This window comes from Micromonospora sp. DT233 (assembly GCF_049841815.1).
Taxonomy (GTDB): domain Bacteria; phylum Actinomycetota; class Actinomycetes; order Mycobacteriales; family Micromonosporaceae; genus Micromonospora.
In genome coordinates, this window is record NZ_JBNCLB010000001.1 from 434826 (window position 1) to 459369 (window position 24544).

A 24544-nucleotide genomic window follows, 5' to 3' on the forward strand; every position below is an offset into this window, starting at 1 on the left:
CGACCACCACCCGGCGTATTCGGCGTTACGGTGTCGACGGGGAGAACGACGCACCGGAAAGGACCTCGCCGCGTTGCAGGGCTTCCGCCCGCCAAAGGGCGGGTGAACGACCGACGACCTCGACAGAATGCCCGAGGACGGTCGCCGCCGCGAACTGCTCGACGGAGTGCTGCTCGTCGGCCGGTGCCGTTGCGGGCGTCGAAGCTGCGGTACGAGCCGCACGAGGTGGTGCTCACCGTCGAGATCGTCTCCCCCAGCACCCGTTCCATCGATTGGGTGCTCAAGCCCGCGCTCTACGCCCAGGCCGGCATCCCCTTTCACTGGCGGGTGGAGATCGAGGACGACGGGCGCGAGCCCTTCCCGGTGAACCTGTCGATCAGTCGGCTGACGCGGTCGCTCCTCTGACGCGGTCGCTCCTCTGACGGTGCGGACGTGCTTGCTCCCGTCGGCCCCCGCTCGGGTCAGACCGTCGGCGGGAGCATCTCCACGCCGAGCTGCTGGAGCAGCTGGAACAGCTCGGTGCAGTGCCACAGGTCGGCGATGCGCCCCTGCGGGTCGAAGCGCAGGAACGCCGCCCCCGAGAAGCTGACCACCTGCCCCGTCGCCGGCACCGGCCCGAACGCCCCGGCCTGGGTGCCGGCGGCCCGCCAGTGCAGGGCCACCCGCCCATCCGACGCCACCACGTCCACGAGCTTGTAACGCAGGTCCGGGAACGCCGCCCACCGCTCGCGGTGCCAGGCCAGCACCGCCTCCGGCCCCGTCCCGCCCAGCCCCGGGCACCCGGCCGCGACCAGCTCGTACGCGGACTCCTCGCGCCGGCCGTTCCACACCTCGGCGACGAAGCGCCGCGCCGTCGTCTCCACGTCCTCCACCCGCCGAGCCTAGCCACCCCACCCGCCGGGGCGGGTCGCCGTCGGGCGGGACGGCGGCGGCGGGCCGGACACGCGGAATGGCGGCGGGCGGCGGGCGGGACGGCGGCGGGCGGCGGGCGGGCGGCGGCGGGCGTAGGTTCGGCCAGGATGGGGACGAAGGAACGCAGGCGGAACCGAGGAGGCGACGTGGACGACAAGGCAGGCACGACGACCGGCGGCAAGTACGTCGAGCCCGGCGGGGAGTTCACCCGCGACCAGCGGTACATCGCCACCCGGATCACCGCCGACAGCCGCGACGGCTGGCCGGTCGAGCCCGGCCGGTACCGGCTGGCAGTCAGCCGCGCCTGCCCCTGGGCCAACCGGCTGATCATCGTGCGTCGGCTGCTCGGCCTGGAGGACGCCATCTCGATGGCCGTCGCCGGGCCGACCCACGACGCCCGGAGCTGGACGTTCGACCTGGACCCGGGCGGGCGGGACCCGGTGCTCGGCATCGAGCGGCTGGCCGAGGCGTTCTTCGCCCGCTTCCCCGGCTACGAGCGCGGCATCACCGTGCCGGCGATCGTGGACGTGCCGACCGGGCAGGTGGTCACCAACGACTACGCCCGGATGAGCCTGGACCTGTCGACCGAGTGGACGGCCCACCACCGCCCCGGCGCCCCGGACCTCTACCCGGAGCCGCTGCGCGACGAGATCGACGAGGTCGACGCGGTGGTCTTCGCCGACGTCAACAACGGCGTCTACCGGTGCGGCTTCGCCGGCAACCAGGAGGCGTACGAGAAGTCGTACCACCGGCTCTTCGACCGGCTGGACTGGCTGACCGAACGGCTGTCGGGGCAGCGGTTCCTGGTCGGCGACACGATCACCGAGGCGGACGTGCGCCTGTTCACCACGTTGGTCCGCTTCGACCCGGTCTACCACGGCCACTTCAAGTGCAACCGGCAGAAGCTGGCCGAGATGCCGGTGCTCTGGGCGTACGCCCGGGACCTCTTCCAGACCCCCGGCTTCGGCGACACGATCGACTTCGACCACATCAAGCGGCACTACTACGAGGTGCACCGGGACATCAACCCGACGGGCGTGGTGCCGCTGGGCCCGGACCTGTCGAACTGGCTCACCCCGCACGGCCGGGAGGCGCTCGGCGGTCGCCCCTTCGGCGACGGCACCCCGCCCCCACCCCCGCCCGCGACCGAGCGCGTAACCCCGTCCCACACCCCCCTGTCCTGACCCCCCACCCCACCCCACCCCCACCCCCTCCCCGGCGCGTTGATCAAGAGGTTTGCGTCAACTCAGTGATCAAAGTTGACGCAAACCTCTTGATCAACGGGGCGGGGGTGGGAGGGGTGGGGGGTGGGGGTGGGGGTGGGGGTGGGGGTGGGGGTGGGGGTGGGGGTGGGGGTGGGGGTGGGAGGGGTGGGGGCGGGGATCAGAGGGTTAGGCGGATGGTGGCTGTAAGGATCAGTTGGGCCAGGGCGGCGGGGACCAGGACCAGCCAGCAGAGGCGCTGGAGCTGGTCCTCGCGCAGCCGGGGGTACGACACCCGCAGCCAGATGATCACGAAGGCGACGGCGAAGACCTTGATCAGGGTCCAGAGCCAGCCGAGCTGGGCGTCGGCGAAGGGGCCCTGCCAGCCGCCGAGGAAGAGCACGGTGGTCAGGGCGGCGATCACCACGATGCCGACGTACTCGGCCAGCAGGAAGAACGCGAAACGCAGCCCGGTGTACTCCGTCATGTAGCCGAAGACCAGCTCCGAGTCGGCCACCGGCATGTCGAACGGGGGCCGCCGGATCTCGGCCAGCCCCGCGACGAAGAAAATGATCATCGCCGGTGCCTGCCAGAGCAGCCACCAGGGTTGCCACGCCTCCACGATGCCGGAGAGGCTCAGCGTGCCGGCCGCCATCGCCACGGACGCGGCGGCCAGCACCAGCGGCAGCTCGTAGCCGAGGAGCTGGGCCGCCCCGCGCAGCCCGCCCAGCAGGCTGTACTTGTTGGCCGACGACCACGCCGACATCAGCACCGCCAGCACGCCCACCCCGACCACGGCCAGCACGAAGAACAGGCCGATGTCCAGCGGCTGCCCGACCAGGTCGCCGGGGCCGAGCGGGATCACCAGCAGGACCAGCAGGTACGGCACCAGGGCCACCACGGGGGCCAGCCGGAACACCGCCCGGTCCGCGTCGCGCGGGGTGATGTCCTCCTTCTGCACGAACTTCACCCCGTCGGCGACGAGCTGGGCCCAGCCGTGGAAGCCACCCGCGTACATCGGGCCGAGCCGGCCCTGCATGTGCGCCATCACCTTGTGCTCGGCCTGCCCGACCACCAGCGGCAGGACGAGGAAGGCGACCAGCACCGCGGCCACCCGCAGGACGACCTCCAACCAGTCGGGCATCAGGCCGTACCCCCCTCGTCGGCGGCGCTGTCGTCGGCGGCCGGGCGCCCCGGCGGCGCGGGACGCTCGCCGGACACGGGCCTGGCCGGGCGCTCCGACGGCGGCACGGGGGCGGGCCTGGCCGGGCGCTCCGACGGCGGCACGGAAGCGGGCCTGGCCGGGCGCTCCGACGGCGGCACGGGGGCGGGCCTGGCCGGACGCTCCGACGCGGCGGGGCGGGTGCCGGGGGCCGGGCGGGCCGGGCGTTCCCGGGCCGGGCGGGCGGGCGTGCCGCCGCGCGGGCCCTCGCCCACGCCGGCCGCGCCGGCGGGCGTCGGCGTCGTCCCCCACTCGCCCGGGGCCGGTACGCCCGGCGGGCGGATCGCGCGCCGCCCGCCGCCGGCCTCGGACTCGCCGGGCTCCTTGGCCCCCGGCCAGGGCTTGGCCACCCGGGAGGCCAGGATGAACTCCTTGCGCAGCGGGTGCCCCTCGAACTCGGGCGGCAGCAGCAGCGGCTCCAGCTCCCCGTGCCCGGGGAAGTCGACGCCGAACATCTCGAACGTCTCCCGCTCGTGCCAGGCCGCGCCCGGATAGAGATCGACCACCGAGGGTACGGCCGGGGCGTCCCACGGGACGCGGGTCCGCAGCAGCACGCCGTGGCGGTGCCGGGTCGACCAGAGGTGGGCGACCACCTCGCAGCCGTCGGCCAGCTGGTCGACTGCGGAGAGCCAGTCGAAGAAGTCGCAGGCCAGGCCCGGGTCGTCGCGGGCGGCGGTGAGCGCGTCCCGCCAGCTCGCCGGGGGTACGTCGACGGTGGCCCGCGCGTACGCCTGCCCGCCGGAGACCGACGCGGTGGCCTCGACGGGGGCGAGCAGCGCCACCACCCGCTGACCGACCTCTTCCGGAGTCATGCCGCTGATCCTATGGCGGATGGCCGCTTTGCCGGGCGGCGGAGGGCCGGCCGGGGAAGGATGAGGGGCGTGCGCGCCGTGACCGTCACCCCCGGAACCCCGAACTCGCTCCGCCTCGTCGACGACCACCCCGAGCCGCCGGTCGAGGAGGGCCCGATCCTGGTGGAGGCGCTGGCCGTGGGCATCTGCGGCACCGACCAGGAGATCGTCGGCGGGTCCTACGGCGAGGCCCCGCCCGGGGAGTCGACGCTGGTGCTCGGGCACGAGTCGCTGGGCCGGGTGCTGGAGGACCCGGGCGGCACGCTGCGCCCCGGTGACCTGGTCGCCGGCATCGTCCGGCACCCGGACCCGGTGCCCTGCCCCAACTGCGCGGTCGGCGAGTGGGACATGTGCCGCAACGGGCGGTACACCGAGCGCGGGATCAAGGCGCTGCCCGGCTTCGCCCGGGACCGGTGGCGGGTGCGGCCGGAGTTCGCGGTCCGCCTGGACCCGGCCCTGGCCCCGGTCGGCATGCTGCTGGAACCGACCAGCGTGGTGGCGAAGGCGTGGGAGCAGATCGACCGGATCGGCGCCCGAGCCGAATGGCAGCCGCGCACGGTGCTGGTCACCGGGGCGGGGCCGATCGGCCTGCTGGCGGCGCTGCTGGCCGCCCAGCGTGGGCACGTCGTACACGTGCTCGACCTGGCCACCAGCGGGCCGAAACCGGAGCTGGTCCGGGCGCTCGGCGCGACGTACCACTCGGGGTCGATCGGTCAGGTCGACCTCGCCCCCGACGTGGTGGTGGAGTGCACGGGCGCGCCGACGGTCGTGCTGGACGCGATGCGCAAGGCCGGGCCGGACGGGATCGTCTGCCTGACCGGGGTGTCCAGCCGGGGCCGGACCATCACCGTCGACGCCGGGGCGCTCAACCGGGAGCTGGTGCTGGAGAACAACGTGGTCTTCGGCTCGGTGAACGCCAACCGCCGGCACTGGGAGCTGGCCGCCGAGGCGCTCGCCCGCGCCGACCGGTCCTGGCTGGCCGCGCTGATCACCCGTCGGGTGCCGGTGGCGACATACTCGCAGGCGTACACCGCCACCGGTGACGACATCAAGGTGGTGCTGGACTTCACCGCCTGAGCGGCGACTCCCCGGCAGGCGGCCGGGCCGCCCCGACTCCCCGGCAGGCGGCCGGCCGGCTCAGATGCCGGGGAGGCGGCCGTTGCGGAACAGGTCGACGAAGAGCTGATGGTCCTCGCGGGCGCGCAGCCCGTACCCGTGGGCGAAGCCGGCCAGCCCGGCGACGAACCCCTCCGTGTCGGCGTCCACGGCGGCGACGATCGCCTCCTCGGTGGAGTAGTCGACGAGGTCGTGGCTGGACTCGTCGTCGGCCACCGAGTGCATCCGGGCCACCGCCCGGCCCAGGTCGGCCAGCACCCCGGCCAGCTCCTCCGGCTCGTTGACGTCCGACCAGTCCAGGTCGGCCGCGTACGGGGAGACCTCGGCGACGAGCTGGCCGGTCCCGTTCAGCTCGGTGAAGCCCAGCCACGGGTCGGCGTGCGCCTGCAACGCCCGCTGCGACTCGGCCGTCCGGTGGCCCTGGTGCCGGAAGTAGCCGCGCACCCGCTCGTCGTCGACGTGCCGCGCCACCGCCGGCACCTGGGCCTGCTTCATGTAGATGACGACGTCGTTCTCCAGCGCCTGGGTGTGCCCCTCCAGCAGCAGGTTGTACGACGGCAGCCCCGCCGAGCCGATGCCCACGCCCTTGCGCAGCACCACGTCCTTGATGTGCGTGGCGACCGGGCGCAGCCGCGCCGAGGACCCGGGCAGGGTGCCGAGGTAGTCGGTGAAGGCGGCGCAGACCGTGGCCCGGGTGTCGTCGTCGACCTCGAAGACCCCGTCGCCGAGGGAGAACCGCCGCTCGTAGTTGTCGATGGTGGTCTGCGTCGCCAGCAGGTCGACCCGGGTGTTGAGCCGGGCCTGCTGGAGCACCCGGCGCAGCACCCCGTCGGCGTTGTCGAGGGTGATCGAGCCGATCGCGTCGTCCCCGCCTGCGGCGATGGCCCGCAGCTCGGTCAGGTACGACTCGGCGAAGCCGGTGACCAGGTCGCTGATCGCGGTGTCGGAGAGCGCCTTGGCGTACCCGAGGAGCGCGACGCTGGCGGCGAGCCGCTTCAGGTCCCAGGAGAACGGCCCGACGTACGCCTCGTCGAAGTCGTTGACGTTGAACACCAGTTGCCCGGAGGCGTTCATGTACGTGCCGAAGTTCTCCGCGTGCAGGTCCCCGTGGATCCACACCCGGCTGGTCTGCTCGTCGAGGAAGGTGTCGTCGGCGAAGTCGCCGCACTGGTCGGCGTAGAAGAGCGCGGCGCTGCCCCGGTAGAAGGCGAACGGCGAGGCGGCCATCTTGCGGAACTTGCGGCGGAACGCCGCCGGGTCGAGCGCCATCGACGCGCCGAACTCCTCGGTCAACACGTCGACGATGAAGGCGGACCGCCGCCCCGCAGCCTGGCTCATCCCGGCAGGCTAACCCTCACCCGCCACCCCCTGGGTCGATCATGAAGTTATTGCCGGACCGCCCGGCGTGTCACCGCAATAACTTCATGATCAACGGGGTGGGGCGGCGGGCCGGACTCGGGCTCCTGACCGACTGGACATTCCCGCGGATCTTGGTACGGACTGGCCCCTGGAGGGGCCGTCGTGTACGAAGATCTCGGCCGACGCTCAGTTGGCGGCGGGCGGGCGGATCGGGGGGGCCGTGAGAGAGTCCAGCGGGCGCCAGGGCCTGGCGTCGGGCGGGGCGGCTGACGCGTCGGGCGGGGCGGCTGCTGCGTCGGGCGGGGCCGCTGACGCGTCGGCCGGGGCCGGCGGGCCGTCGGCCGGGGCGGTTCCCGCGTCCGTCGGGGAGGCGAGGGCGTCGGGGCGGGGGACGCCGCCGAGGCCGGACTGCTCGGCGGCGATCTTCTCCTGGAGGCGCAGGATGCCGTGCAGCAGCGCCTCCGGGCGGGGCGGGCAGCCGGGCACGTAGACGTCGACCGGGATGATCTGGTCGACGCCCTTGGTCACCGAGTACGAGTCCCAGTACGGGCCGCCGCAGTTGGAGCAGGCGCCGAACGAGATGACGTACTTCGGCTCGGGCATCTGGTCGTAGAGCCGCTTGATCGCCGGGGCCATCTTGTCGGTGACCGTGCCGGAGACCACCATCAGGTCGGCCTGGCGGGGGCCGTGCGCGAACGGGATCACCCCGAGTCGCATGAAGTCGTGCCGGCCCATGCTGGTGGCGATGAACTCGATCGCGCAGCAGGCCAGGCCGAAGTTGAACACCCAGAGCGAGTAGCGGCGGCCCCAGTTCAGCACGAACTTGATCGGCTCTCCCAGCACTGCCGGCAGCTGCACGACCGCCCCCTCTCTTGCCCCGCCCCAGTCAACCACAGCCGCCACCCGCCCCCACCGCTCGCGGTGCACCCAAGGTCGGCACGCCATCGGGTGCGTTTCTTGTCGCTATGGCAGCAAGAAACGCACCCGATGAGCGGAGTCAGTAGGTGGGGCGTTGGAGCAGGCCGACGAACTCGACCAGCAGGCCTTCCCGAAGGGCCGGCGGGGCGGCGTTCAGCAGCGTGTTCACGGTGGCCATCCGGTCCGGCACCGCCCCGCCCGGCCCCGCGCCGCCAGCCGCACCGCCGGCAGCCGGACCGCCGGTTAGCGGACCGGCCAGGCCCAGGCCCGCCGCCAGGCTGGCGATCAGCTCCGGGGTCAGCGCGTCCGGGGTCAGCGTCGCGGCGAGGGCGGTCAGCTCGGCGGGCAGCTCGACCGGCCCGGCGGCGCGGGTCGCCGCCACCGCGTCGGCCAGGTCCGGGCCGAACTCCGCCACCCGGGGAGCCACCGAGGCGGTCACCGTGAGGTGCACGCTGGCCGGCAGTTCGCCGTACGCGAGCTGGGGTTGGGTGTGCCAGCCGCGCGCGGTCAGCTCGTCGACCAGCACGAAGAGGTCCAGCCCGGCATCGACGGAGGTGAAGCAGACCACCGTCGTCTCCGGCTCGGCCATCAGTTTCAGCCCGTCGACGGCGCGCACCGCGTCGGCGAGCCCCGCCACCGCGTCCCGGGTCGCGCCGGCCAGCCGCAGGTAGCCGTCCTCGCCGAGGTGGCGCAGGGTGGCGTACGCGGCGGCGATCGGCCCGCCGGAGCGGGTGGAGGCGACCCCCGGGTTGATCATCGTGTAGCCGGGCCAGTCGGCGTAGGCGAAGTACTGCGGGGCGCGCAGCGCCGGGTCGCGGTGCAGCAGCACCGAGACGCCCTTGGGGGCGTACGCGTACTTGTGCAGGTCCACCGAGATCGAGGTGACCCCGTCGACGGCGAAGTCGAACGGCGGCACCGGCGCCCCGAGGCGGCGCAGCCAGGGCAGGGTCCAGCCGCCGAAGCAGGCGTCGACGTGGCAGCGCACCCCCGCCGCGGCGGCCGCCTCGGCGATCTCGGCGACCGGGTCGACGACGCCGTGCGCGTACGAGGGGGCGGAGCAGACCACCAGGACGGTGTCGGGGCGGATCGCGGCGGCCACGTCGGCGGCGCGGGGGCGCAGGGTGGCCGGGTCGACGGGCACCGGGTCGAGGGCCACCCGCAGGTAGTGGGCGGCCTTGGCGAACGCCGCGTGCGCGGTCACCGGCACCACGATCCGGGGCGCGGCGACGTCGGGGCGGGCGTCGCGGGCGGCCTTGACGGCGAGGATCAGCGACTCGGTGCCGCCGCTGGTGACGCTGCCGACGACGTCCGGCGCGGTCGTGCCGGGGCCGCCGCCGAGCAGCCGCGCAGCCGCGCCGACCAGCGCGTTCTCCATCGCCAGCAGCGACGGAAACGCCGTCGGGTCGAGCCCGTTGACGTGCGCGCTCTCCGCATGGGCGGCCCCCGCCAACGCGTCCAACCCGGAAACCCCGGAGTCATAGACGTACGCAAAGAGCCGCCCCCCGTGCGTGGGCCGATCGAGCCCGCGCAACCCCCGCACCCCCTCGATCACCCGCCCGGCCGGCACCCCGTGCTCCGGCAGCGCTCGGCCGGCATCCTCGTCGTCGATCATGGACTCGTGGTGCCCTTCTTGTGGCGGTCAGCGGCTTTCCTCCCCCACCACAACTCCATGATCGACGGAGCGGGGGCGGGGGTGGGTGGGGTGGGTGGGGACGGGGGGGTGGGTGGGGACGGGGGGGTGGGTGGGGTGGGTGTAGTGGCGGAGGAGGAGTAGTGGGGGGGCCGTCAGGAGGGCCGGGAGGAGGGTGAAGCCCAGGAGGACGCCGAGGGTGGCCGTGTCCGGCTGGGGGGCGGCGGTGCCCGTGTTCGAGGAGACGTAGCCGGTCAGGTGCAGGACCAGGCCGTAGATGCCGGGGCCCAGGGCCAGGCCGAAGGTCTCCCCCGCCGTCCAGAGGCCGGTGAAGACGCCGGCCTGGCGGCGGCCGGTGCGCGCGGTGTCGTACGCGATGCAGTCCGGCAGCATGGCCAGCGCGAAGACCTGCTGGCCGGCGTACCCGACGCCGACCACCGCGACCACGAGGTAGACCGCGACGGCCGGCAGCACCGGCGCCGCGACCAGCGCGGTCGCGCCCCCGGCCAGCAGCAGCGACGCGGCGACCAGGGCGGCCCGCTTGCCCACCCGCGCACCGACCCGGGTCCAGAGCGGCATCACCAGCAGCGCCGGCCCGACGAAGCAGGCGAAGAGGACGGTCGGGCCGGTGGTCGGGTCGCGCAGCACCTGGCCGGCGAAGTAGCTGACCCCGGCCAGGATGGTCGCCACCCCGGCGGACTGGATCACGAAGCAGATCAGCAGCGCCCGGAACGGCCGGTTCCGCCCGGCGACGGCCAGTTGGGCGCGCAGGGTCGGCTCGCTCTCGCCGACCGTGCCGGTGGGCGCGCCCCGGGTGCCGAGGAACGCCCCGACCGCCCCGAGCACGATCAGCGCGGCCACGAAGAGCCCCATCCAGCGGTGCCCGGCGAGGCCGTCGCCGCCGGCGGTCACCACGGCGGGGGCCACGGCCCCGGAGACCAGGATGGCCACCGCCAGCACCGCGATCCGCCAGCTCATCAGCCGGGTACGTTCCGCCTGGTCGTCGGTCAGCTCGGCCGGCATCGCCACGTACGGGACCTGGAAGAAGGCGAACGCGGTGGCGGCGGCGAGGAACGCGACGGCGACGTACCCGGCGGCGGCCGGGCCGGAGCCGAACGGGGCGGCGAAGAGCGCGGCGAAGCACCCGGCGAGGGCGAGCCCGCCGAGCAGCAGGTACGGCCGGCGGGGGCCCCAGCGCGACCTGGTGCGGTCGGAGATCCGCCCGACGACCGGGTTGACCAGCACGTCCCACGCCTTCGGCAGGAGCACCAGCAGGGCGGCCACCCCGGCGGCGACGCCCAGGGTGTCGGTCAGGTACGGCAGCAGCAGCAGGCCGGGCACGGTGCCGAACGCGCCGGTGGCCAGCGACCCGAGCGCGTAGCCGACATGCACCCGGCGCGGGAGCGCGGCACCGGGCGGGGTGGCGGGTCCCGCCGGCGGCAGCGTCATGACGCCGAATGTTACTCACGTCACGCCCCGGCTCACATCCCCTCTTCCGGCGACCAGCTCGCCGCCGCCAGGTCCACCCCGCCGGGGCGCAGCGGGGCACCCTCGGCGCGCAGCCGGGCCCGCGCCTCGACCTCGTGACCGGGCGGCAGCCGACCGACCGAGTTGACCACCCGGTGCCAGGGCACGCCGCCCCCGTGCCGGGCCATGATCGACCCGACCAGCCGGGCCGACGCCCGGCCCGAGCGTTCGGCGAGGGCGTCGGCCACCGCCCCGTACGACATCACCCGGCCCGGCGGGATCCGCTCGACCAGGTCGAGCACCGCCTCGACGTACTCCTCAGGTGTCACGAGCTGCCACGATATGGGAACGCGGCCGAGGGGCGCGGGAGCGACCGCGCAGAATGGGCGGGTGCGCGAAGCAGTCACCTCGGCCCGGCGGGTCGTCGTCAAGATCGGTTCGTCCTCGCTGACCACGGCGTCCGGCGGCCTCGACGACGCCCGCGTCGACGCCCTGGTCGACACCCTCGCCGGGTTGGCCGCCGCCGGCCGCGAGGTGGTGCTGGTCTCCTCCGGCGCGATCGCCGCCGGGCTCGCCCCGCTCGGCCTCACCCGCCGCCCGCGCGACCTGGCCACCCAGCAGGCCGCCGCCAGCGTCGGGCAGGGCCTGCTGATCGGCCGGTACGCGGCCGGCTTCGCCCGGCACCGGCTCACCGTCGGGCAGGTGCTGCTCACCGTCGACGACGTGACCCGGCGGGCGCACTACCGCAACGCGTACCGGACGCTGCGCAAGCTGCTCGACCTGCGGGCCGTGCCGATCGTCAACGAGAACGACACGGTCGCCACCGAGGAGATCCGGTTCGGCGACAACGACCGGCTGGCCGCCCTGGTCGCCGCGCTGGTCCACGCCGAGCTGCTGGTGCTCCTCTCCGACGTCGACGCGCTCTGGACGGGCGACCCGGCGCAGCCGGGCTCCACCCGCATCGCCGAGGTCCGTGGCGAGGCGGACCTGGCCGGGGTGCGTATCGGCGGGGCCGGGCGGGCCGGGGTCGGCACCGGGGGGATGGTCACCAAGGTCGAGGCGGCCCGGATCGCCACCGGCTTCGGCATCCCGGTGGTGCTCACCGCCGCGCCGCTGGCCGCCGGGGCGCTGGCCGGCGAGGAGGTCGGCACCCTCTTCCACGCCGAGGGGCGTCGACCGGCCGCCCGGCTCTTCTGGCTGGCCCACGCCACCACCCCGCGCGGTCGGCTGCACCTCGACGACGGGGCGGTCGCGGCCGTGGTGGGGCGGCGCAAGTCGCTGCTGCCGGCCGGGATCACCGCCGTGGACGGCACGTTCACCGCCGGCGACCCCGTCGACCTGGTCGACACCGGGGGTGCGCCGGTCGCCCGGGGGCTGGTCAACTACGACGCCGTCGAGCTGCCCGGCCTGCTCGGCCGCTCCACCGGCGAGCTGGCCGCCGCGCTCGGCCCGGCGTACGAACGTGAGGTCGTCCACCGCGACGACCTGGTGCTGCTGTAGGTCGTCGTCGAACGTGTGAGGAGTGCAGGATGAGCGTCGTCGAGCAGGCCCGGCGGGCCCGGGACGCGGCGGAGGCGTTGGCCGTCGCCACCCGTACCGTCAAGGACGCCGCGCTGGTGGCGATGGCCGACGCGTTGGTGGCGCGTACCCCGGAGGTGTTGACCGCGAACGAGGCGGACCTGGCGGCCGGGCGGGAGGCCGGGCTGAGCGCGGCCGTGCTGGACCGGCTCGCCCTCGACGCCGCGCGGGTGGCGGCCATCGCCGACGCGCTGCGCGAGATGGCCGCCCTGCCGGACCCGGTGGGCGAGGTGGTGCGCGGCTCGACCCTGCCCAACGGCCTGGAGCTGCGCCAGGTGCGGGTGCCGTTCGGGGTGGTCGGGATCATCTACGAGGCCCGGCCCAACGTGACCGTCGACGCCGCCGGGATCTGCCTGAAGTCCGGCAACGCGGCGCTGCTGCGCGGGTCGTCGTCGGCGGCGCACTCCAACGCGGCCCTGGTCGCGGTGCTCCGCGACGCGGTCGCCGGGGCGGGCCTGCCGGCCGACGCGGTGCAGCTGCTCGACGCCTCCAGCCGGGAGTCGGTCAAGGAGCTGATGCGGGCCCGGGGGCTGGTCGACGTGCTGATCCCGCGCGGCGGGGCGTCGCTGATCCGCACCGTGGTCGAGGAGTCGACCGTGCCGGTGATCGAGACGGGGGTGGGCAACTGCCACGTGTACGTCGACGCGGCCGCCGACCTCGGCAAGGCCGTCGCTATCGCCCTGAACTCCAAGACCCAGCGGCTGTCGACCTGCAACACCGCCGAGTCGCTGCTGGTGCACGCGGGCGTCGCGGACGCGTTCCTGCCGGCGGCGCTGGCCGCGTTCGCGGAGGCCGGGGTGACCGTGCACGGCTCCCCCGAGGTCGCCGCGCACTCGACCGCCGTCGTGCCGGCCACCGACGAGGACTTCGCCACCGAATACCTGTCGGCGGACATCTCGGTCGCCGTCGTCGACTCGCTCGACGCGGCGGTCGCCCACATCCGCCGGTACGGCACCGGGCACACCGAGGCGATCGTCACCGACTCGCAGGCGGCGGCCCGCGAGTTCGTGGCCCGCGTCGACGCGGCGGCGGTGATGGTGAACGCGTCGACCCGGTTCACCGACGGCGGCGAGTTCGGCTTCGGCGCGGAGATCGGCATTTCGACGCAGAAGCTGCACGCCCGGGGGCCGATGGGGCTGCCGGAGCTGACGTCGACGAAGTACGTGGTGACCGGCGACGGCCACCTGCGGGGCTGACCGGGTGGGGGCCCTGCGCAGGGCCCCCACCACAGCCGTCTAGTACGTGGGCAGCGCCGGGTCGATCTGCTTGATCCAGGAGAGCACCCCGCCCTGGAGGTGCACCGCGTCGCGGAAGCCGGCCGCCTTGAGCGCGGCGAGCGCCTCGGCGGAGCGGACGCCGGACTTGCAGTGCAGCACGACCTGCCTGTCCTGCGGCAGCTTCGCCAGCGCCTCCCCCGAGATGATCTCGCCCTTGGGGATCAGGGTGGAGCCGGGGATGCGGACGATCTCGTACTCGGCGGGCTCGCGGACGTCGACCAGGAAGATGTCCTTGCCGGCGTCCTGCCACTCCTTGAGCTCACCGGCGGTGATGGTGGCGTCGACGACCGCCTCCTGCGCCTCGGTGGAGACCGCGCCGCAGAAGTCGTCGTAGTCCTCCAGCAGGTCGGTGACCGTCGGGTTCTCCCCGCAGAGCACGCAGTTCGGGTCCTTCCGGACCTTGATCTTGCGGTACTCCATCTCCAGGGCGTCGTAGACCATCAGCCGGCCGACCAGCGGCTCCCCGATGCCGGTGAGCAGCTTGATCGCCTCGTTGACCTGGATCGAGCCGATCGACGCGCAGAGCACGCCGAGCACGCCACCCTCGGCGCAGGAGGGGACCATGCCCGGCGGCGGGGGCTCCGGGTAGAGGCAGCGGTAGCAGGGGCCGTGCTCGGCCCAGAACACCGACGCCTGGCCGTCGAAGCGGTAGATCGACCCCCAGACGTACGGCTTGCCGAGCAGCACCGCCGCGTCGTTGACCAGGTACCGGGTGGCGAAGTTGTCGGTGCCGTCGACGATCAGGTCGTACGCGGAGAAGATCTCCCGCACGTTCTCCCGGTCCAGCGCGGTGTCGTGGATCTCCACCTGGACCAGCGGGTTGATCTCGGCGATCGAGGCGGCCGCCGAGGATGCCTTGGAGCGGCCGACGTCGGAGACGCCGTGGATGACCTGCCGCTGGAGGTTGGACTCGTCGACGGTGTCGAAGTCGATGATGCCGAGCGTGCCGACGCCGGCGGCGGCCAGGTACAGCAGGGCCGGCGAGCCGAGGCCACCGGCGCCGACACAGAGCACCCGGGCGTTCTTCAGCCGCTTCTGCCCCTGCACCCCGACGTCGGGGATGATCAGGTGGCGGGAGTAGCGGCGGATCTCGTCAACGGTCAGCTCGGCGGCGGGTTCGACGAGCGGGGGCAACGGCACGGTGGACTCCCCGGGATCGGCGGTGGGAACCGGGCCATTGTCGCTCGCCGCGCCGCTCCTCGGCCATGAGCGGAGACACCTTGCCCGACATGCGGGAGTGGGAATATCCCCGGCCGGCGGGATCAGACGCCGGGGACCAGCTCGCCCGCGTACCGGCGGCCGTCGAGGTAGGGCCAGGCATTGGCGACGCAGCCGTCCAGGCCGTACGTCTGCTGTTGCATCACCGGCGCGGGCTCGCCGGGGCCGGGGCACGCCTCGTGCAGCTCGCCGAACTCGTGCCCGACCTCGTGGTTGACCACGTACGTCCGGTACACGGCCAGCGGCGCCCCGTAGTCCGGTACCGCCTCCATCCAGCGGGCCAGGTTGATGATGACCTGGCCGGGGAGCCGGCAGGAGGTGTACCGCTCGGTGCTCAGCCCGCCGAACGCGCACATCCGCTCGGACGTCTCCGGGGTGGCCAGGTAGATCGTGAAGTCGGCGTCGGCGTCGGCCACCCGCTGCACCCGCAGGTGCCCGGAGGCGATCCAGCTGCGTGGGTCGCCGAGCACCTCGTCGACGCCTGCCGCGAAGGCGTCCACGTCCTGGCCGCTGTCCTGCTCGACGAGCACCCGGTAGCGGTGCAGCGGCCCGTCCGCGCCCCGCTCCGGCGACTGCCCCGCCGCCGTGGTGAACCGGCCGGAGCCGCTGGTCGGCCAGCCGGTCGGCGCGGCCCGGTCGGCCGCCCCGCTCGGCGCGACCCGGTCGCCCGCGCCGCCGCCGGGCACGATCCACCGCCCGCCGCCGATGCCGGCCGGGCCGCCCGCCGATCCGAGGCCGAGCACCAGGGCCACCGCCGCGCCGAGCGCCACCAGCGCGGCAAGACCGCCGAGCAGGGTACGCGCACGCAGTCGCCGCCCGGCTCGCCCGGATCGGCGCGCGGCCGGACGGGCGGGGCGGGACGGCTCGGATGGGGACGCCGAAGTCACCCCCTCAGCGTGCCAGACCAACCGGGCATTTCGCCGACTTTGCCGCGACTACCGTGAAAACGCCTCGCGTTGCCCGGGCCGCCTCGGGTGTGGGCGGTCTACAGCGGCGGGCCGACGTGGCGGCGACCCTTCAGGTAGGGCCACGGATTCGCCTTGCACCCCTTCAGGAACAGGGTCTGCTGCATCATCACCGGCGCCGGCCGGCCCGCCTTCGGGCAGCGCTCGTGGCGGTGCCCGAGTTGGTGGCCGACCTCGTGGTTGACGACGTACGTCCGGTACACCGACAGCGGCACGCCGGCCGAGACGAAGTGCGGCACCGAGGTCCGCCAGCGATCCAGGTTGATGATCACCTTTCCCGGGGCCCGACAGGAGGTGTACGGCCGGCCGCCCACCCGGATGTCGACCCCGCCGGCCGCGCACATCCGACCCGCCGTGCGCGCCGTGGCCAGGTAGACCGTGAAGTCGTGCCGGCCGTCGCCCGGAACCCGCTGCAACCGCAGCCGGCCGCCGTCGACCCAGCTCCCCGGCCCGGCCAGCGCCTGCTGCACCGCCGCGCCGAACCCGCCCGCGTCCTCGCCCGTCTCCCGCTCCACCGCCACCCGGAAGCGGCGCAGCCGGCCGGCCGTGCCGAGCACCGCACCGGCGGAGGTGTCGTCGTACCGGAAGACGCCCCGGCCGGTCGACGGCACCGGGCCGGGCAGCCGCAGCACCGGCGGCCCGGAGTCGCCGGTGCTCGGCGCGGCCGACGGGACACCCGACGAGGCCGACGCGCCGGGCGCGTCCCTAGGGCCGCTCGGACCGCTCGGACCGCTCGGGCCGCTCGGGCCGCTCGGGCCGCTCGGGCCGCTCGGGCCGCTCGGGCCGCTCGGGCCGCTCGGGCCGCTCGGGCCGGCGAGCTTCACCGGGTCGGCCAAGCCGAGCGCCGGGGCGACGAGGGTCACCGGGGCCGGTGACGACAGGGCCTGGCCCAGGGCCAGCCCCGCCGCTTCGGCCGGCGGGTGCGAGGGGTGCGACGCGTGCGGCGGCTCGCCGACCGACTGCCGGCCGGCCGTCGGTGTCACGCCGGCCAGCACGCAGCCGGCGAGCGTGACCAGCGAGACGACGGCCCGCCGACGGCGGGCGGGGCGGGGCGCGGCGGCCGCCGGGACGCTCGCGCGCAGGACGCGACGGAAGAATGATCCGGACATCCCGGTCAGCTTGCCATGTCCCGCTCGACCGTATCGTGCCCGGTCTCGGCCAGCAGCCCGAGCACGGCCCGGGCCACGGTGCGGGGTACCTCCATCTGCGCCACGTGCCCGACGCCCTTGAGCATCAGCAGCCGACTGTCCGGGATCGTCCGGGCGGCCTGCGGCGCCACCCGCACGTCGACCAGCCGATCGTGCGACCCGCCGATCACCAGCGTCGGCGCGGTCACCGAGGCGGCCATCCGCCACAGCGACTCCGACCCCGGCAGGTAGGAGCGCAGGAAGCTGGAGACCAGCCCGCGGAAACTGCGCACGTACGCGGCGGCGTAGTGCGCGGCGGAGTTGCGTTCCCGGATCTCCTCCAACGTCTCCTGGCGGCGCTGCTCGCTGATCCGGGTCAGGTCCGCCACGCACGACTCCATCACCTGCCGCGCCATCGCCTCGGGGGCCAGCCGGGCGAGCTGCCAGCCGACCAGGCGTTCCGCCCGGGGCACGGCCAGCACCGGCAGCATGCGGCCCTGTAGCGACCGGCGGAAGTCGAGGAACGGCAACGCCGGGGAGACCAGCGTCAGGGTACGCACCAGGTCGGGTCGCAGCGCCGCGATCCGCACCGAGACGGCCCCGCCCAGCGAGTTGCCGAACAGGTGCACCGGCCCCCGGCCGGAGTACTCGATCCAGCGGACCAGCCGGTCGGCGAAGGCGGGGACCGTGTAGCGCGGCCCCGGCTCGCTACGCCCGAAGCCGGGCAGGTCGACGGCCTGGCCGTCGAGGCGGTCGGCGAGCAGCCCGGCCAGGTCGGTCCAGTTCTGCGCGGAGCCGCCGAGGCCGTGCACGTAGAGCGCCGGCTCCGCGCCGGGCGCGGTGGCCGGGGTGTCCCGGACGTGCAGGACCGAGCCGTCGAGGTGGATCTCCCGGCCGGGCCACGGCGGCGGGACCGCGTGGGCGGGAAGGAGGTGGTCCGGCCCGAGGATGGCGCGCTTCATGGCCTCAAGTCTGCCCGCCCGGGTCGCCCCGTCCAACGCTTGGCCGTCACCCGCGCAGCGGGGAAGGCCGGTCAGGCCAGCAGCGCCTCGAGCCGCCGGTTGACCGCTGCCAGGGTGGCCCGGACGACGGCCTGCCGCGGATCGCCCGCGACCAGCGCCGACCCGGCGAGCTGCTCGACCCAACCGTCACAGACCAGCAGCACCACGACCGTGGCCACCTCGCAGTTGCCGAACGGCACCACCGCGGCGTGCTCGACGAAGCACCGGCCCCGGTCGGTCTCCTCCTCCTCCTCGCCGCGCAGCAACCGGTCGACCGCCGAAGCGGCGGCGATCGCGCAGAGCCTGAGCACGTAGCCGTCCACGGCCGGCCCGGTGGAGAGCCCCTGCGCGCTCGCCGGGCCGGCGAGGAGCCGGACCTCCACGGTGGCGTCCAGGCCGAACGTGCTGACCTGCACGTGGTCGATCACCACCCGGGGGCCCGGCACGCCGCCGGTGTCCAGCGGTCTCGACGGCGCGGTCTCCGTCGTGGTCACCTGACCGCCCGAGTACGAGGCGCCGACCGTCACCGGGCTGCCGGTCGCCGACCCGGCCACGCCGGTCGGTGCGGTCGCCACCTGACCCGGCTCCTCCACGGCGGCCCGGCCACGGTGCGCGCTGCCCTGACGGCGGCGACGCAGCAGCTCACCCGTCGGCTCGGTGCGCCGCTCCTCCGGGTACGGCGACGCCTCGGCCGACGTGGTGCGGCCGTCGGCGAACCGACCCTCGGGCAGCCGGGACTGCGGCATCGGCTCCGCCGAGCGGCGGCGCACCGGCGCGGGCGGCGGGGCGGCGGGCATGCCGGGCAGGTTCTGCGGCGCGGCGGCCAGCCCCATCCGGTCCTGAAGCAGTCGGGCCACGTGCCGGCTCACCTCGGCCGGGTCCGCGCCGTCGGCGAGGTCGAGGCGGAGGCTGTGCGCGCCGGCGGGGGTACGGCGCAGCGACGCCCCCCGCACCCCGGCCACGCCCCGGACGGCGTCGAGGATGGCGTCGACGTCGAACCCCTCCGGCCGTTCCTGTGGTGGCGCGGGCTCGTCGTCCCGGCGTAGGTGGGTGGCGATGCGGGCGAGTTCCGGGGTTTCGGCGGGTGGCTCCACGGCTGGCAGCTCCGGCACTACGGGCACGTCCGGTTCGGCGGGGACGCGCTGCGGCAGCACCGCCGAGGCGCGATCCGGACGCCGGTCCCCGTCGACCGGGGCGGCCGGGGATACCGGGTCGGGCGCGGATCGACGGGCCGCGTACGGGGGTGCGCTCGTCGGCGCGGGCGCTGGGGTGCGGATGAGCCGCCCGATTCCGCTCGTGGCGGGCACGGCGGCCGGCCCGGCGCCGGTGGGCGCCTGCGGTCGGCCGGGAACCTCGGTGGACGGGGCATCGTCGCTGCCGGGGCGTGGCCGCGACGACCGGGCGGCCCGCAGCTCGGCCGGGTCGACGGCACCGGTCTCCGGATCCGGCTCACCGAGACCGGCCGGGGCCGGCGCGGGCGGGGCCGCCCCACCGGCCCAGGCGGGCCGCTCGGTCGTCGCCGGGGCCGCCTGGGCAGCCGGGTCCAGGCCCGCCCGCGCCTGCGGCCGCGAGAAGTCGTACGGCCCACCGGCCCCGGCTCGCAGCGGCTGGGCGGGCTCGGCCCGCGCACCCTGGTACGGCCGATGTGGTTCCGTCGGCTGCGGACGATCGGCCTCGCCCGGATGCGGGCGCAGCGGCTCTTCCGCCCGGCCGGGGGTCGGCTCCGCCTGGGGCGGGTAGACCGGCTCCCCCGCCTGGGCCCGGGGCCACCCCCCGACCGGGGCAGCGGTCGACTCGCCGGCCTGCGGGCCGGCGGCCTCGGGGACGTAGGGGCGGCCCGCATCGGGCCGGTACCCCCCGGGGCTCGGCTCCGGTGCCCAGTCGACGGCCTGCTCCTCGCGGGGCCGGCGGCCGGTCACATCGCTTTCCTCGGCACGGGATCGGCGACCGATCGGGACCTCCTCGTCACGGGACCGACCGGCGGTCGGGCCCTCCTCCTCACGAGCGCGGCGGGCGGCCGGGGCGGCCTCCTCGCGGGGCGGAGCGGCGACGTCGCCGCCGCCCTGCTCTCGGGACCAGGGCGGGGCCCAGGCACCGCCCCAACTCGGCCTGTTCCAGGCCGGTTCGGGCCACCCCGGCTCGGCCGACGCGGCGCGCTCGTCGCCGGCCCGACGATCACCGGCGGCACCGGGACGGCCCGCCCGCTCGGCGTCGACCCCGGTCCGCTGCCCGACCCGCTCGGCGTCGGCCGGACGCGGCGGACGCTCGGGATCGACCGGAGGCGGGTATCCCGCGGGCCCGGGGTCGGCCGGAGGGCTCTCGTCGGGCAGGTATGCGGGTCGAGCCGCCGGCCCCGGTTCGGCACCGGGGTGACCGGCCTGGTCTGCGGGGAACGGGTGGGCGGGTCGCTCGGCGCCGAGCGATTCGGCCGGCGGATATCCGCGCGGGTCGACGTCGGGCGGGAGCCGATCGCCCCACTCGGACGAGCGGTCGGCCCGCTCGACCGGACGGCCCGGGAGGCGGGCCGCCCACTCCGAGGCACGGTCGGCCCAGTCGGCAGGCGTACCGCCGGACGGGGTCGGCTCGGGGCCGGAGCGGGCGGGAGCCACCGGGTGCGGCCCGGCGGGGGCCTCGAAGTCGGGGGCCGTCGCGCCGGCCGGGGGCGCGGACGACGGGACGCTCGCCGGTGGCCAGCCGCCGGCACGGGCGGTCGGCGATTGCTCCGAGGCGTGCCGGGCCGACGCCGGGTCGGCCTCGACGCCGTACTGCGGCGCGGTCGACCGTTCGACGGCCGACGCCAGCCGAGGCGCGGGGACGATCGGCCGATCGCCGTCGCCGTCCGGGCCGGGCTCCCCGCCCAGGGGCGGCGCGCTGACCGGCGTCCGGCGGGGCGCTGGCGGCTGCCCCTCGGCGGCACTCACGCCGTTGACGTGCGAATGACCGTTGGCCCGGAGCGGGGGCCCTGACTCCGGGGACAGCCCCGGCAAGGGCGGCGGTAGGTCTCCGTAACGTGACGACGAGGCCCCCCAGCCGGCGGTGAGCTCGGGCCGACGCCAGGGGGACGCGGACTCCCGCCCCCCGTCTGCCCCGGTGGACCAGTCGGCCGCCGAGGGCGCCCACCCGCTGGCGGAACGGGCCAGGTCATCCTGCCGACCCGTCCCGTCGCCGTGCTCTCCCGGGGTGGCGGCACCGGGTTGCCCTGTTTCACTCACCGCGCGCTCCTTGGTCGCCCCCGCTGAGGCTACCGTGTGGTGACAGTGGCGATAAGTTACAGCGGCGGGCCAATTCCGCGAGGGGGTCGAACCCCGTCCGGTTCGGGCGATAAGTGCCGGCTCCAACGAACAGCTTCGGAGGTTCCCATGACGGCTGTGGGGAACGGTGCCCAGACTGCAGGCCGGCCCACCCGGCTGCCCCGCTCGGCGCGGCGCCAGCAACTGCTGGCGGCGGCACAGGAGGTGTTCGTGGCGCAGGGTTATCACGCCGCCGCCATGGACGACATCGCCGAGCGGGCGGGCGTCTCCAAGCCGGTGCTCTACCAACACTTTCCCGGCAAGATGGATCTCTACCTGGCGCTGCTGGACACGCACTGCGACGCGATCGTCGCCAAGGTGCGCGAGGCCATGCGCGGCACCAACGACAACAAGGAGCGGGTCAGCGCCTCGGTGCGCGCCTACTTCGACTTCGTCGACCACGAGAGCGAGGCGTTCCGCCTCGTCTTCGAGTCCGACCTGCGCAACGACCCGGCCGTGCGGCAGCGGGTGGAACGCGTGGAGCAGGGCTGCATCGCGGCGATAACCGACACGATCATCTCCGACACCGGGGTCAGTCGGGCGCATGCCGAGCTGCTGGCCTCCGGGCTGGTCGGCGCGGCGGAGACGGCTGCGCAGTTCTGGCTCGCCGACGGCCGGCAGCTGCCCAAGGCCGAGGCCGAGGCGCTCGTGGCCGCGTTGTCCTGGCGGGGCATCGCCAGCTTCCCCCTGCAGGGTGAGTCAGCCTGAACATCAGCTCGCGAGATCGGATAGCCTTCCTGCGGCGGCTTTTTCGCCCCAGTTGAGGAGGCATCGTGGAGGTCAAGATCGGCGTGCAGTACGCGCCGCGCGAGCTGGTTCTGGAGAGCGCGCAGTCGCCGGCCGAGATCGAGCAGATCGTGACCGACGCCATCGCCAAGGGCGACGGCACGCTTTCCCTGACCGACGAGAAGGGTCGGCGGGTCATCGTGCCGATCGGCAAGGTCGCCTACGTCGAGATCGCCGAGGCGTCCCCCCGGGCAGTCGGTTTCACCGTCCGCTGATCCGTCCGGCGTCCGTGGCCGGGCGCGGCACACGCAGCCCGCCGCCCGCCACGGACGCCCGGCCTGTCTAGTAGGTCCCGGCAGTCGTAGGACCTGGCAGTCGGAGCGGGCGCGGAATCTTGGGCGCTTCACGTCATCTCTGCACGTGAAGCGTCTCTGCACGTGAAGCGTCCAAGGTCCGCCGAACATCCTGATCGCGCCCGCCATGAACTATCCCGCCCGCCGCGAGCTGCCCCGCCCGCCGCGAGCGGCGGTCGTCGATGCGCGCGGCCCGGCCGACGCCGCTGCTCCCGAGCGCCAAGATCCGCACATCTTCGGGGAAGATGTCGCCTCCCCTCCGAGCCCAGGCAGCATTTTCCCCGAAAATGCTGCCTGCCGGTGCCCGCGAGGGCGCGGGGTGGGGTGGGCGGGACGAGAGCGGGGCAGCGGGTGTGACTCGGGTCACAGTTCGGCCCCCCGGATGTCGGGCCGCCGCCCTGAACAGGGACGACAACGCGCAGGCTCAGGTAGTATTGAGCAGTTGCCGCGGACGTCGATCATCTTGACGTCCTGCCCGCGACGCGCGTGCGGCCCGGTCCGGCTCGGCGATTCCGCCCCTGACCGTGTGGCCCGCGCAAATACCGACCGCGCCCTGAGGACATGAGGGGCGCACCACGAGAGGGCACCCCCAAATCCATATGAGCGAGCAGATTTTCGATCCCACAGCGGACCACGAGCTGGTCCCGACCGCCCCGGTCCGCCCGGAGGCCCCGACCTTCGCCGAGCTCGGCGCCCGGCCGGAGACCGTCGAGGCCCTGGCCGCCTCCGGCATCACCCGCGCGTTCGCCATCCAGGAGTACGCGATCCCGATCGCGATGCGCGGCACCGACATGATCGGCCAGGCGCCGACCGGCACCGGCAAGACCCTCGGCTTCGGCGTCCCGCTGCTGGAGCGGGTCTTCGCCCCCGCCGAGGGCAGCGACGGCGTGCCGCAGGCACTGGTCGTCGTCCCCACCCGTGAGCTGGGCATCCAGGTCGCCAAGGACCTCGCCGCCGCCGGCCGCACCCGGGGCGTGCGGGTGCTGCCGATCTACGGCGGAGTGGCGTACGAGCCGCAGATCGACGCGCTGCGCAAGGGCGTGGAGATCCTGGTCGGCACCCCGGGCCGCCTGATGGACCTGCAGAAGCAGAAGCACCTGCGGCTCGACCGGGTGCGCGCACTCGTCCTGGACGAGGCCGACCGGATGCTCGACCTGGGCTTCCTCGACGACGTCGAGAAGATCCTGGCGATGTTGCCGGAGGACCGGCAGACCATGCTCTTCTCGGCCACCATGCCCGACCCGATCGTCACGCTGTCCCGGCGCTTCCTGCGCCGGCCGATGACGATCCACGCCGGGCACACCGCCGAGACCGGCCCGTCGCCGCAGACCCAGCAGCTGGTCTACCGCACCCACTCGATGAACAAGATCGAGATTGTGGCCCGGATCCTCCAGGCGGAGGGGCGCGGCCTCACCATGATCTTCACCCGCACCAAGCGGGCCGCCGACCGGGTCGCCGAGGACCTCGACTTCCGGGGCTTCGCCGTGGCGGCCGTGCACGGTGACCTGGGCCAGGGTGCCCGCGAGCGGGCGCTGCGCGCGTTCCGGGCCGGGAAGATCGACACGCTGGTCGCCACCGACGTGGCGGCCCGGGGCATCGACGTCAGCGGCGTCACCCACGTCATCAACTACGACTGCCCCGAGGACCAGGACACCTACACCCACCGGATCGGTCGTACCGGGCGGGCCGGCGCCACCGGCGTCGCGGTGACCTTCGTCGACTGGGACGACATGCCCCGCTGGCGGATCATCGACAAGACGCTCGGGCTGGACATGCCGGAGCCGGCGGAGACGTACCACACCTCCCCGCACCTCTACACCGACCTGGACATCTCCACCGAGATGAGCGGCACGCTGCCCACCGCGGAGCGGACCCGGGCCGGGCTGTCGGCCGAGATCGAGGAGGACCTCGGTGGCCGGCCCCGACGCGGCGACAGCGCCGGTGGCGGCCGTACCGCCCGACGCGGCGAGAGCCGCCCCCGCAGCGAGTCGCGGGTCGGCGGCGACCGCCGGCGGAGCCGCTCCGGCCCGGCCGCCGAGCCGGACGCCGAGCAGGCCCCGGTGGCAGACCAGCCCGGCGATCTCTCCGCCGACGAGGGCGCCCGCACCCCGCGCCGGAGGCGTCGTCGTCGGGCCGGTGAGCCGGTCGCCGGCGAGCCGACCGCGGTGATCTCCGCCGAGGCGTCCGGCACCGAGCCGGCCACGACCGAGGCCGGCGCCGAGGGCGACCCGACCAAGCCGCGCCGCCGCCGGCGTCGCCGGGGTGGCTCCGGCACCGGTACGCCCGCCGAGGCGACCGCCGACTGATCACGCTCGACCCTCGACATCCCCCG

19 protein-coding genes and 2 pseudogenes are annotated in these 24544 nt (G+C 74.8%); 8 read left to right on the forward strand and 13 right to left on the reverse strand.

Annotation, left to right across the window (positions count from 1 at the left end; genetic code table 11):
* Nucleotides 1-183 precede the first annotated feature (183 nt).
* Complete coding sequence (locus ACLQ2V_RS02120) at nucleotides 184-405, forward strand: hypothetical protein (protein ID WP_425716603.1); 222 nt, start codon at nucleotides 184-186, stop codon at nucleotides 403-405.
* A gap of 56 nt (nucleotides 406-461) precedes the next feature.
* Here the strand turns inward: ACLQ2V_RS02120 and ACLQ2V_RS02125 are convergent, their stop codons facing one another.
* Nucleotides 462-872, reverse strand: a complete 411-nt coding sequence (locus ACLQ2V_RS02125; protein WP_425716604.1) for an ester cyclase — start codon at nucleotides 870-872, stop codon at nucleotides 462-464.
* A 147-nt stretch (nucleotides 873-1019) separates the two neighbouring features.
* Between ACLQ2V_RS02125 and ACLQ2V_RS02130 the strand changes: the two genes are divergently transcribed.
* Nucleotides 1020-2096, forward strand: coding sequence for a glutathione S-transferase family protein (locus ACLQ2V_RS02130; protein ID WP_425716605.1), 1077 nt, complete (start codon nucleotides 1020-1022; stop codon nucleotides 2094-2096).
* A gap of 199 nt (nucleotides 2097-2295) precedes the next feature.
* Here ACLQ2V_RS02130 and nuoH read toward each other — a convergent pair whose 3' ends face one another.
* Both nuoH and ACLQ2V_RS02140 read right to left on the reverse strand, forming a co-directional pair.
* Nucleotides 2296-3258 (reverse strand): NADH-quinone oxidoreductase subunit NuoH, encoded by a 963-nt coding sequence (gene nuoH, locus ACLQ2V_RS02135; protein WP_425716606.1) that lies wholly within the window; start codon nucleotides 3256-3258, stop codon nucleotides 2296-2298.
* A gap of 293 nt (nucleotides 3259-3551) precedes the next feature.
* Nucleotides 3552-4148: pseudogene (locus ACLQ2V_RS02140) on the reverse strand (NADH-quinone oxidoreductase subunit C); the annotation flags it as partial.
* Nucleotides 4149-4217: 69 nt separating this feature from the next.
* Between ACLQ2V_RS02140 and ACLQ2V_RS02145 the strand changes: the two are divergent.
* Nucleotides 4218-5264 (forward strand): glucose 1-dehydrogenase, encoded by a 1047-nt coding sequence (locus ACLQ2V_RS02145; RefSeq protein ID WP_425716607.1) that lies wholly within the window; start codon nucleotides 4218-4220, stop codon nucleotides 5262-5264.
* A 60-nt stretch (nucleotides 5265-5324) separates the two neighbouring features.
* Here the strand turns inward: ACLQ2V_RS02145 and ACLQ2V_RS02150 are convergent, their stop codons facing one another.
* The 5 genes from ACLQ2V_RS02150 to ACLQ2V_RS02170 all read right to left on the reverse strand — a co-directional run bounded on the left by ACLQ2V_RS02150 (nucleotide 5325) and on the right by ACLQ2V_RS02170 (nucleotide 11006).
* A complete protein-coding gene (locus ACLQ2V_RS02150) occupies nucleotides 5325-6641 on the reverse strand; it encodes a DUF2252 domain-containing protein (RefSeq protein ID WP_425716608.1) in 1317 nt (438 codons plus the stop codon).
* A gap of 207 nt (nucleotides 6642-6848) precedes the next feature.
* Nucleotides 6849-7520: an NADH-quinone oxidoreductase subunit B gene (locus ACLQ2V_RS02155; protein WP_425716609.1), complete on the reverse strand. Its 672-nt coding sequence runs from the start codon at nucleotides 7518-7520 to the stop codon at nucleotides 6849-6851.
* A gap of 139 nt (nucleotides 7521-7659) precedes the next feature.
* A complete protein-coding gene (locus ACLQ2V_RS02160; protein WP_425716610.1) occupies nucleotides 7660-9192 on the reverse strand; it encodes a pyridoxal phosphate-dependent decarboxylase family protein in 1533 nt (510 codons plus the stop codon).
* Nucleotides 9193-9219: 27 nt separating this feature from the next.
* On the reverse strand, nucleotides 9220-10659 hold the full coding sequence (locus ACLQ2V_RS02165; RefSeq protein ID WP_425716611.1) for an MFS transporter: 1440 nt from the start codon (nucleotides 10657-10659) through the stop codon (nucleotides 9220-9222).
* 32 nt (nucleotides 10660-10691) lie between these two features.
* Nucleotides 10692-11006 carry an MGMT family protein gene (locus ACLQ2V_RS02170; protein ID WP_425716612.1) on the reverse strand — a complete coding sequence of 105 codons (315 nt, stop codon included), beginning with the start codon at nucleotides 11004-11006 and terminating at the stop codon, nucleotides 10692-10694.
* A 13-nt stretch (nucleotides 11007-11019) separates the two neighbouring features.
* Between ACLQ2V_RS02170 and proB the strand changes: the two genes are divergently transcribed.
* Nucleotides 11020-12177, forward strand: coding sequence for a glutamate 5-kinase (gene proB / locus ACLQ2V_RS02175; protein WP_425716613.1), 1158 nt, complete (start codon nucleotides 11020-11022; stop codon nucleotides 12175-12177).
* A 29-nt stretch (nucleotides 12178-12206) separates the two neighbouring features.
* Entirely contained in the window at nucleotides 12207-13451 is a 1245-nt protein-coding gene (locus ACLQ2V_RS02180; protein ID WP_425716614.1) for a glutamate-5-semialdehyde dehydrogenase, read from the forward strand.
* Between the two features lie 39 nt (nucleotides 13452-13490).
* Here ACLQ2V_RS02180 and moeZ read toward each other — a convergent pair whose 3' ends face one another.
* The 5 genes and pseudogenes from moeZ to ACLQ2V_RS02205 form a co-directional block, all read right to left on the reverse strand.
* Nucleotides 13491-14672 carry an adenylyltransferase/sulfurtransferase MoeZ gene (gene moeZ / locus ACLQ2V_RS02185; RefSeq protein ID WP_425716615.1) on the reverse strand — a complete coding sequence of 394 codons (1182 nt, stop codon included), beginning with the start codon at nucleotides 14670-14672 and terminating at the stop codon, nucleotides 13491-13493.
* Between the two features lie 122 nt (nucleotides 14673-14794).
* Nucleotides 14795-15637, reverse strand: a complete 843-nt coding sequence (locus ACLQ2V_RS02190; protein ID WP_425716616.1) for a DUF3152 domain-containing protein — start codon at nucleotides 15635-15637, stop codon at nucleotides 14795-14797.
* A 98-nt stretch (nucleotides 15638-15735) separates the two neighbouring features.
* Complete coding sequence (locus tag ACLQ2V_RS02195) at nucleotides 15736-16824, reverse strand: DUF3152 domain-containing protein (RefSeq protein ID WP_425716617.1); 1089 nt, start codon at nucleotides 16822-16824, stop codon at nucleotides 15736-15738.
* A 5-nt stretch (nucleotides 16825-16829) separates the two neighbouring features.
* Nucleotides 16830-17804, reverse strand: coding sequence for an alpha/beta fold hydrolase (locus ACLQ2V_RS02200; RefSeq protein ID WP_425716618.1), 975 nt, complete (start codon nucleotides 17802-17804; stop codon nucleotides 16830-16832).
* A gap of 71 nt (nucleotides 17805-17875) precedes the next feature.
* Nucleotides 17876-19291, reverse strand: a pseudogene (locus ACLQ2V_RS02205) (hypothetical protein); the annotation flags it as partial.
* A 1911-nt stretch (nucleotides 19292-21202) separates the two neighbouring features.
* Between ACLQ2V_RS02205 and ACLQ2V_RS02210 the strand changes: the two are divergent.
* The 3 genes from ACLQ2V_RS02210 (at nucleotide 21203) to ACLQ2V_RS02220 (ending at nucleotide 24518) form a co-directional block, all read left to right on the forward strand.
* Nucleotides 21203-21841, forward strand: a complete 639-nt coding sequence (locus ACLQ2V_RS02210; protein WP_425716619.1) for a TetR/AcrR family transcriptional regulator — start codon at nucleotides 21203-21205, stop codon at nucleotides 21839-21841.
* A 65-nt stretch (nucleotides 21842-21906) separates the two neighbouring features.
* A complete protein-coding gene (locus ACLQ2V_RS02215; protein ID WP_320069274.1) occupies nucleotides 21907-22134 on the forward strand; it encodes a DUF3107 domain-containing protein in 228 nt (75 codons plus the stop codon).
* A gap of 677 nt (nucleotides 22135-22811) precedes the next feature.
* The gene (locus tag ACLQ2V_RS02220; protein WP_425716620.1) at nucleotides 22812-24518 is read left to right on the forward strand and encodes a DEAD/DEAH box helicase; all 1707 of its coding nucleotides are present in this window, start codon (nucleotides 22812-22814) and stop codon (nucleotides 24516-24518) included.
* Nucleotides 24519-24544 lie beyond the last annotated feature (26 nt).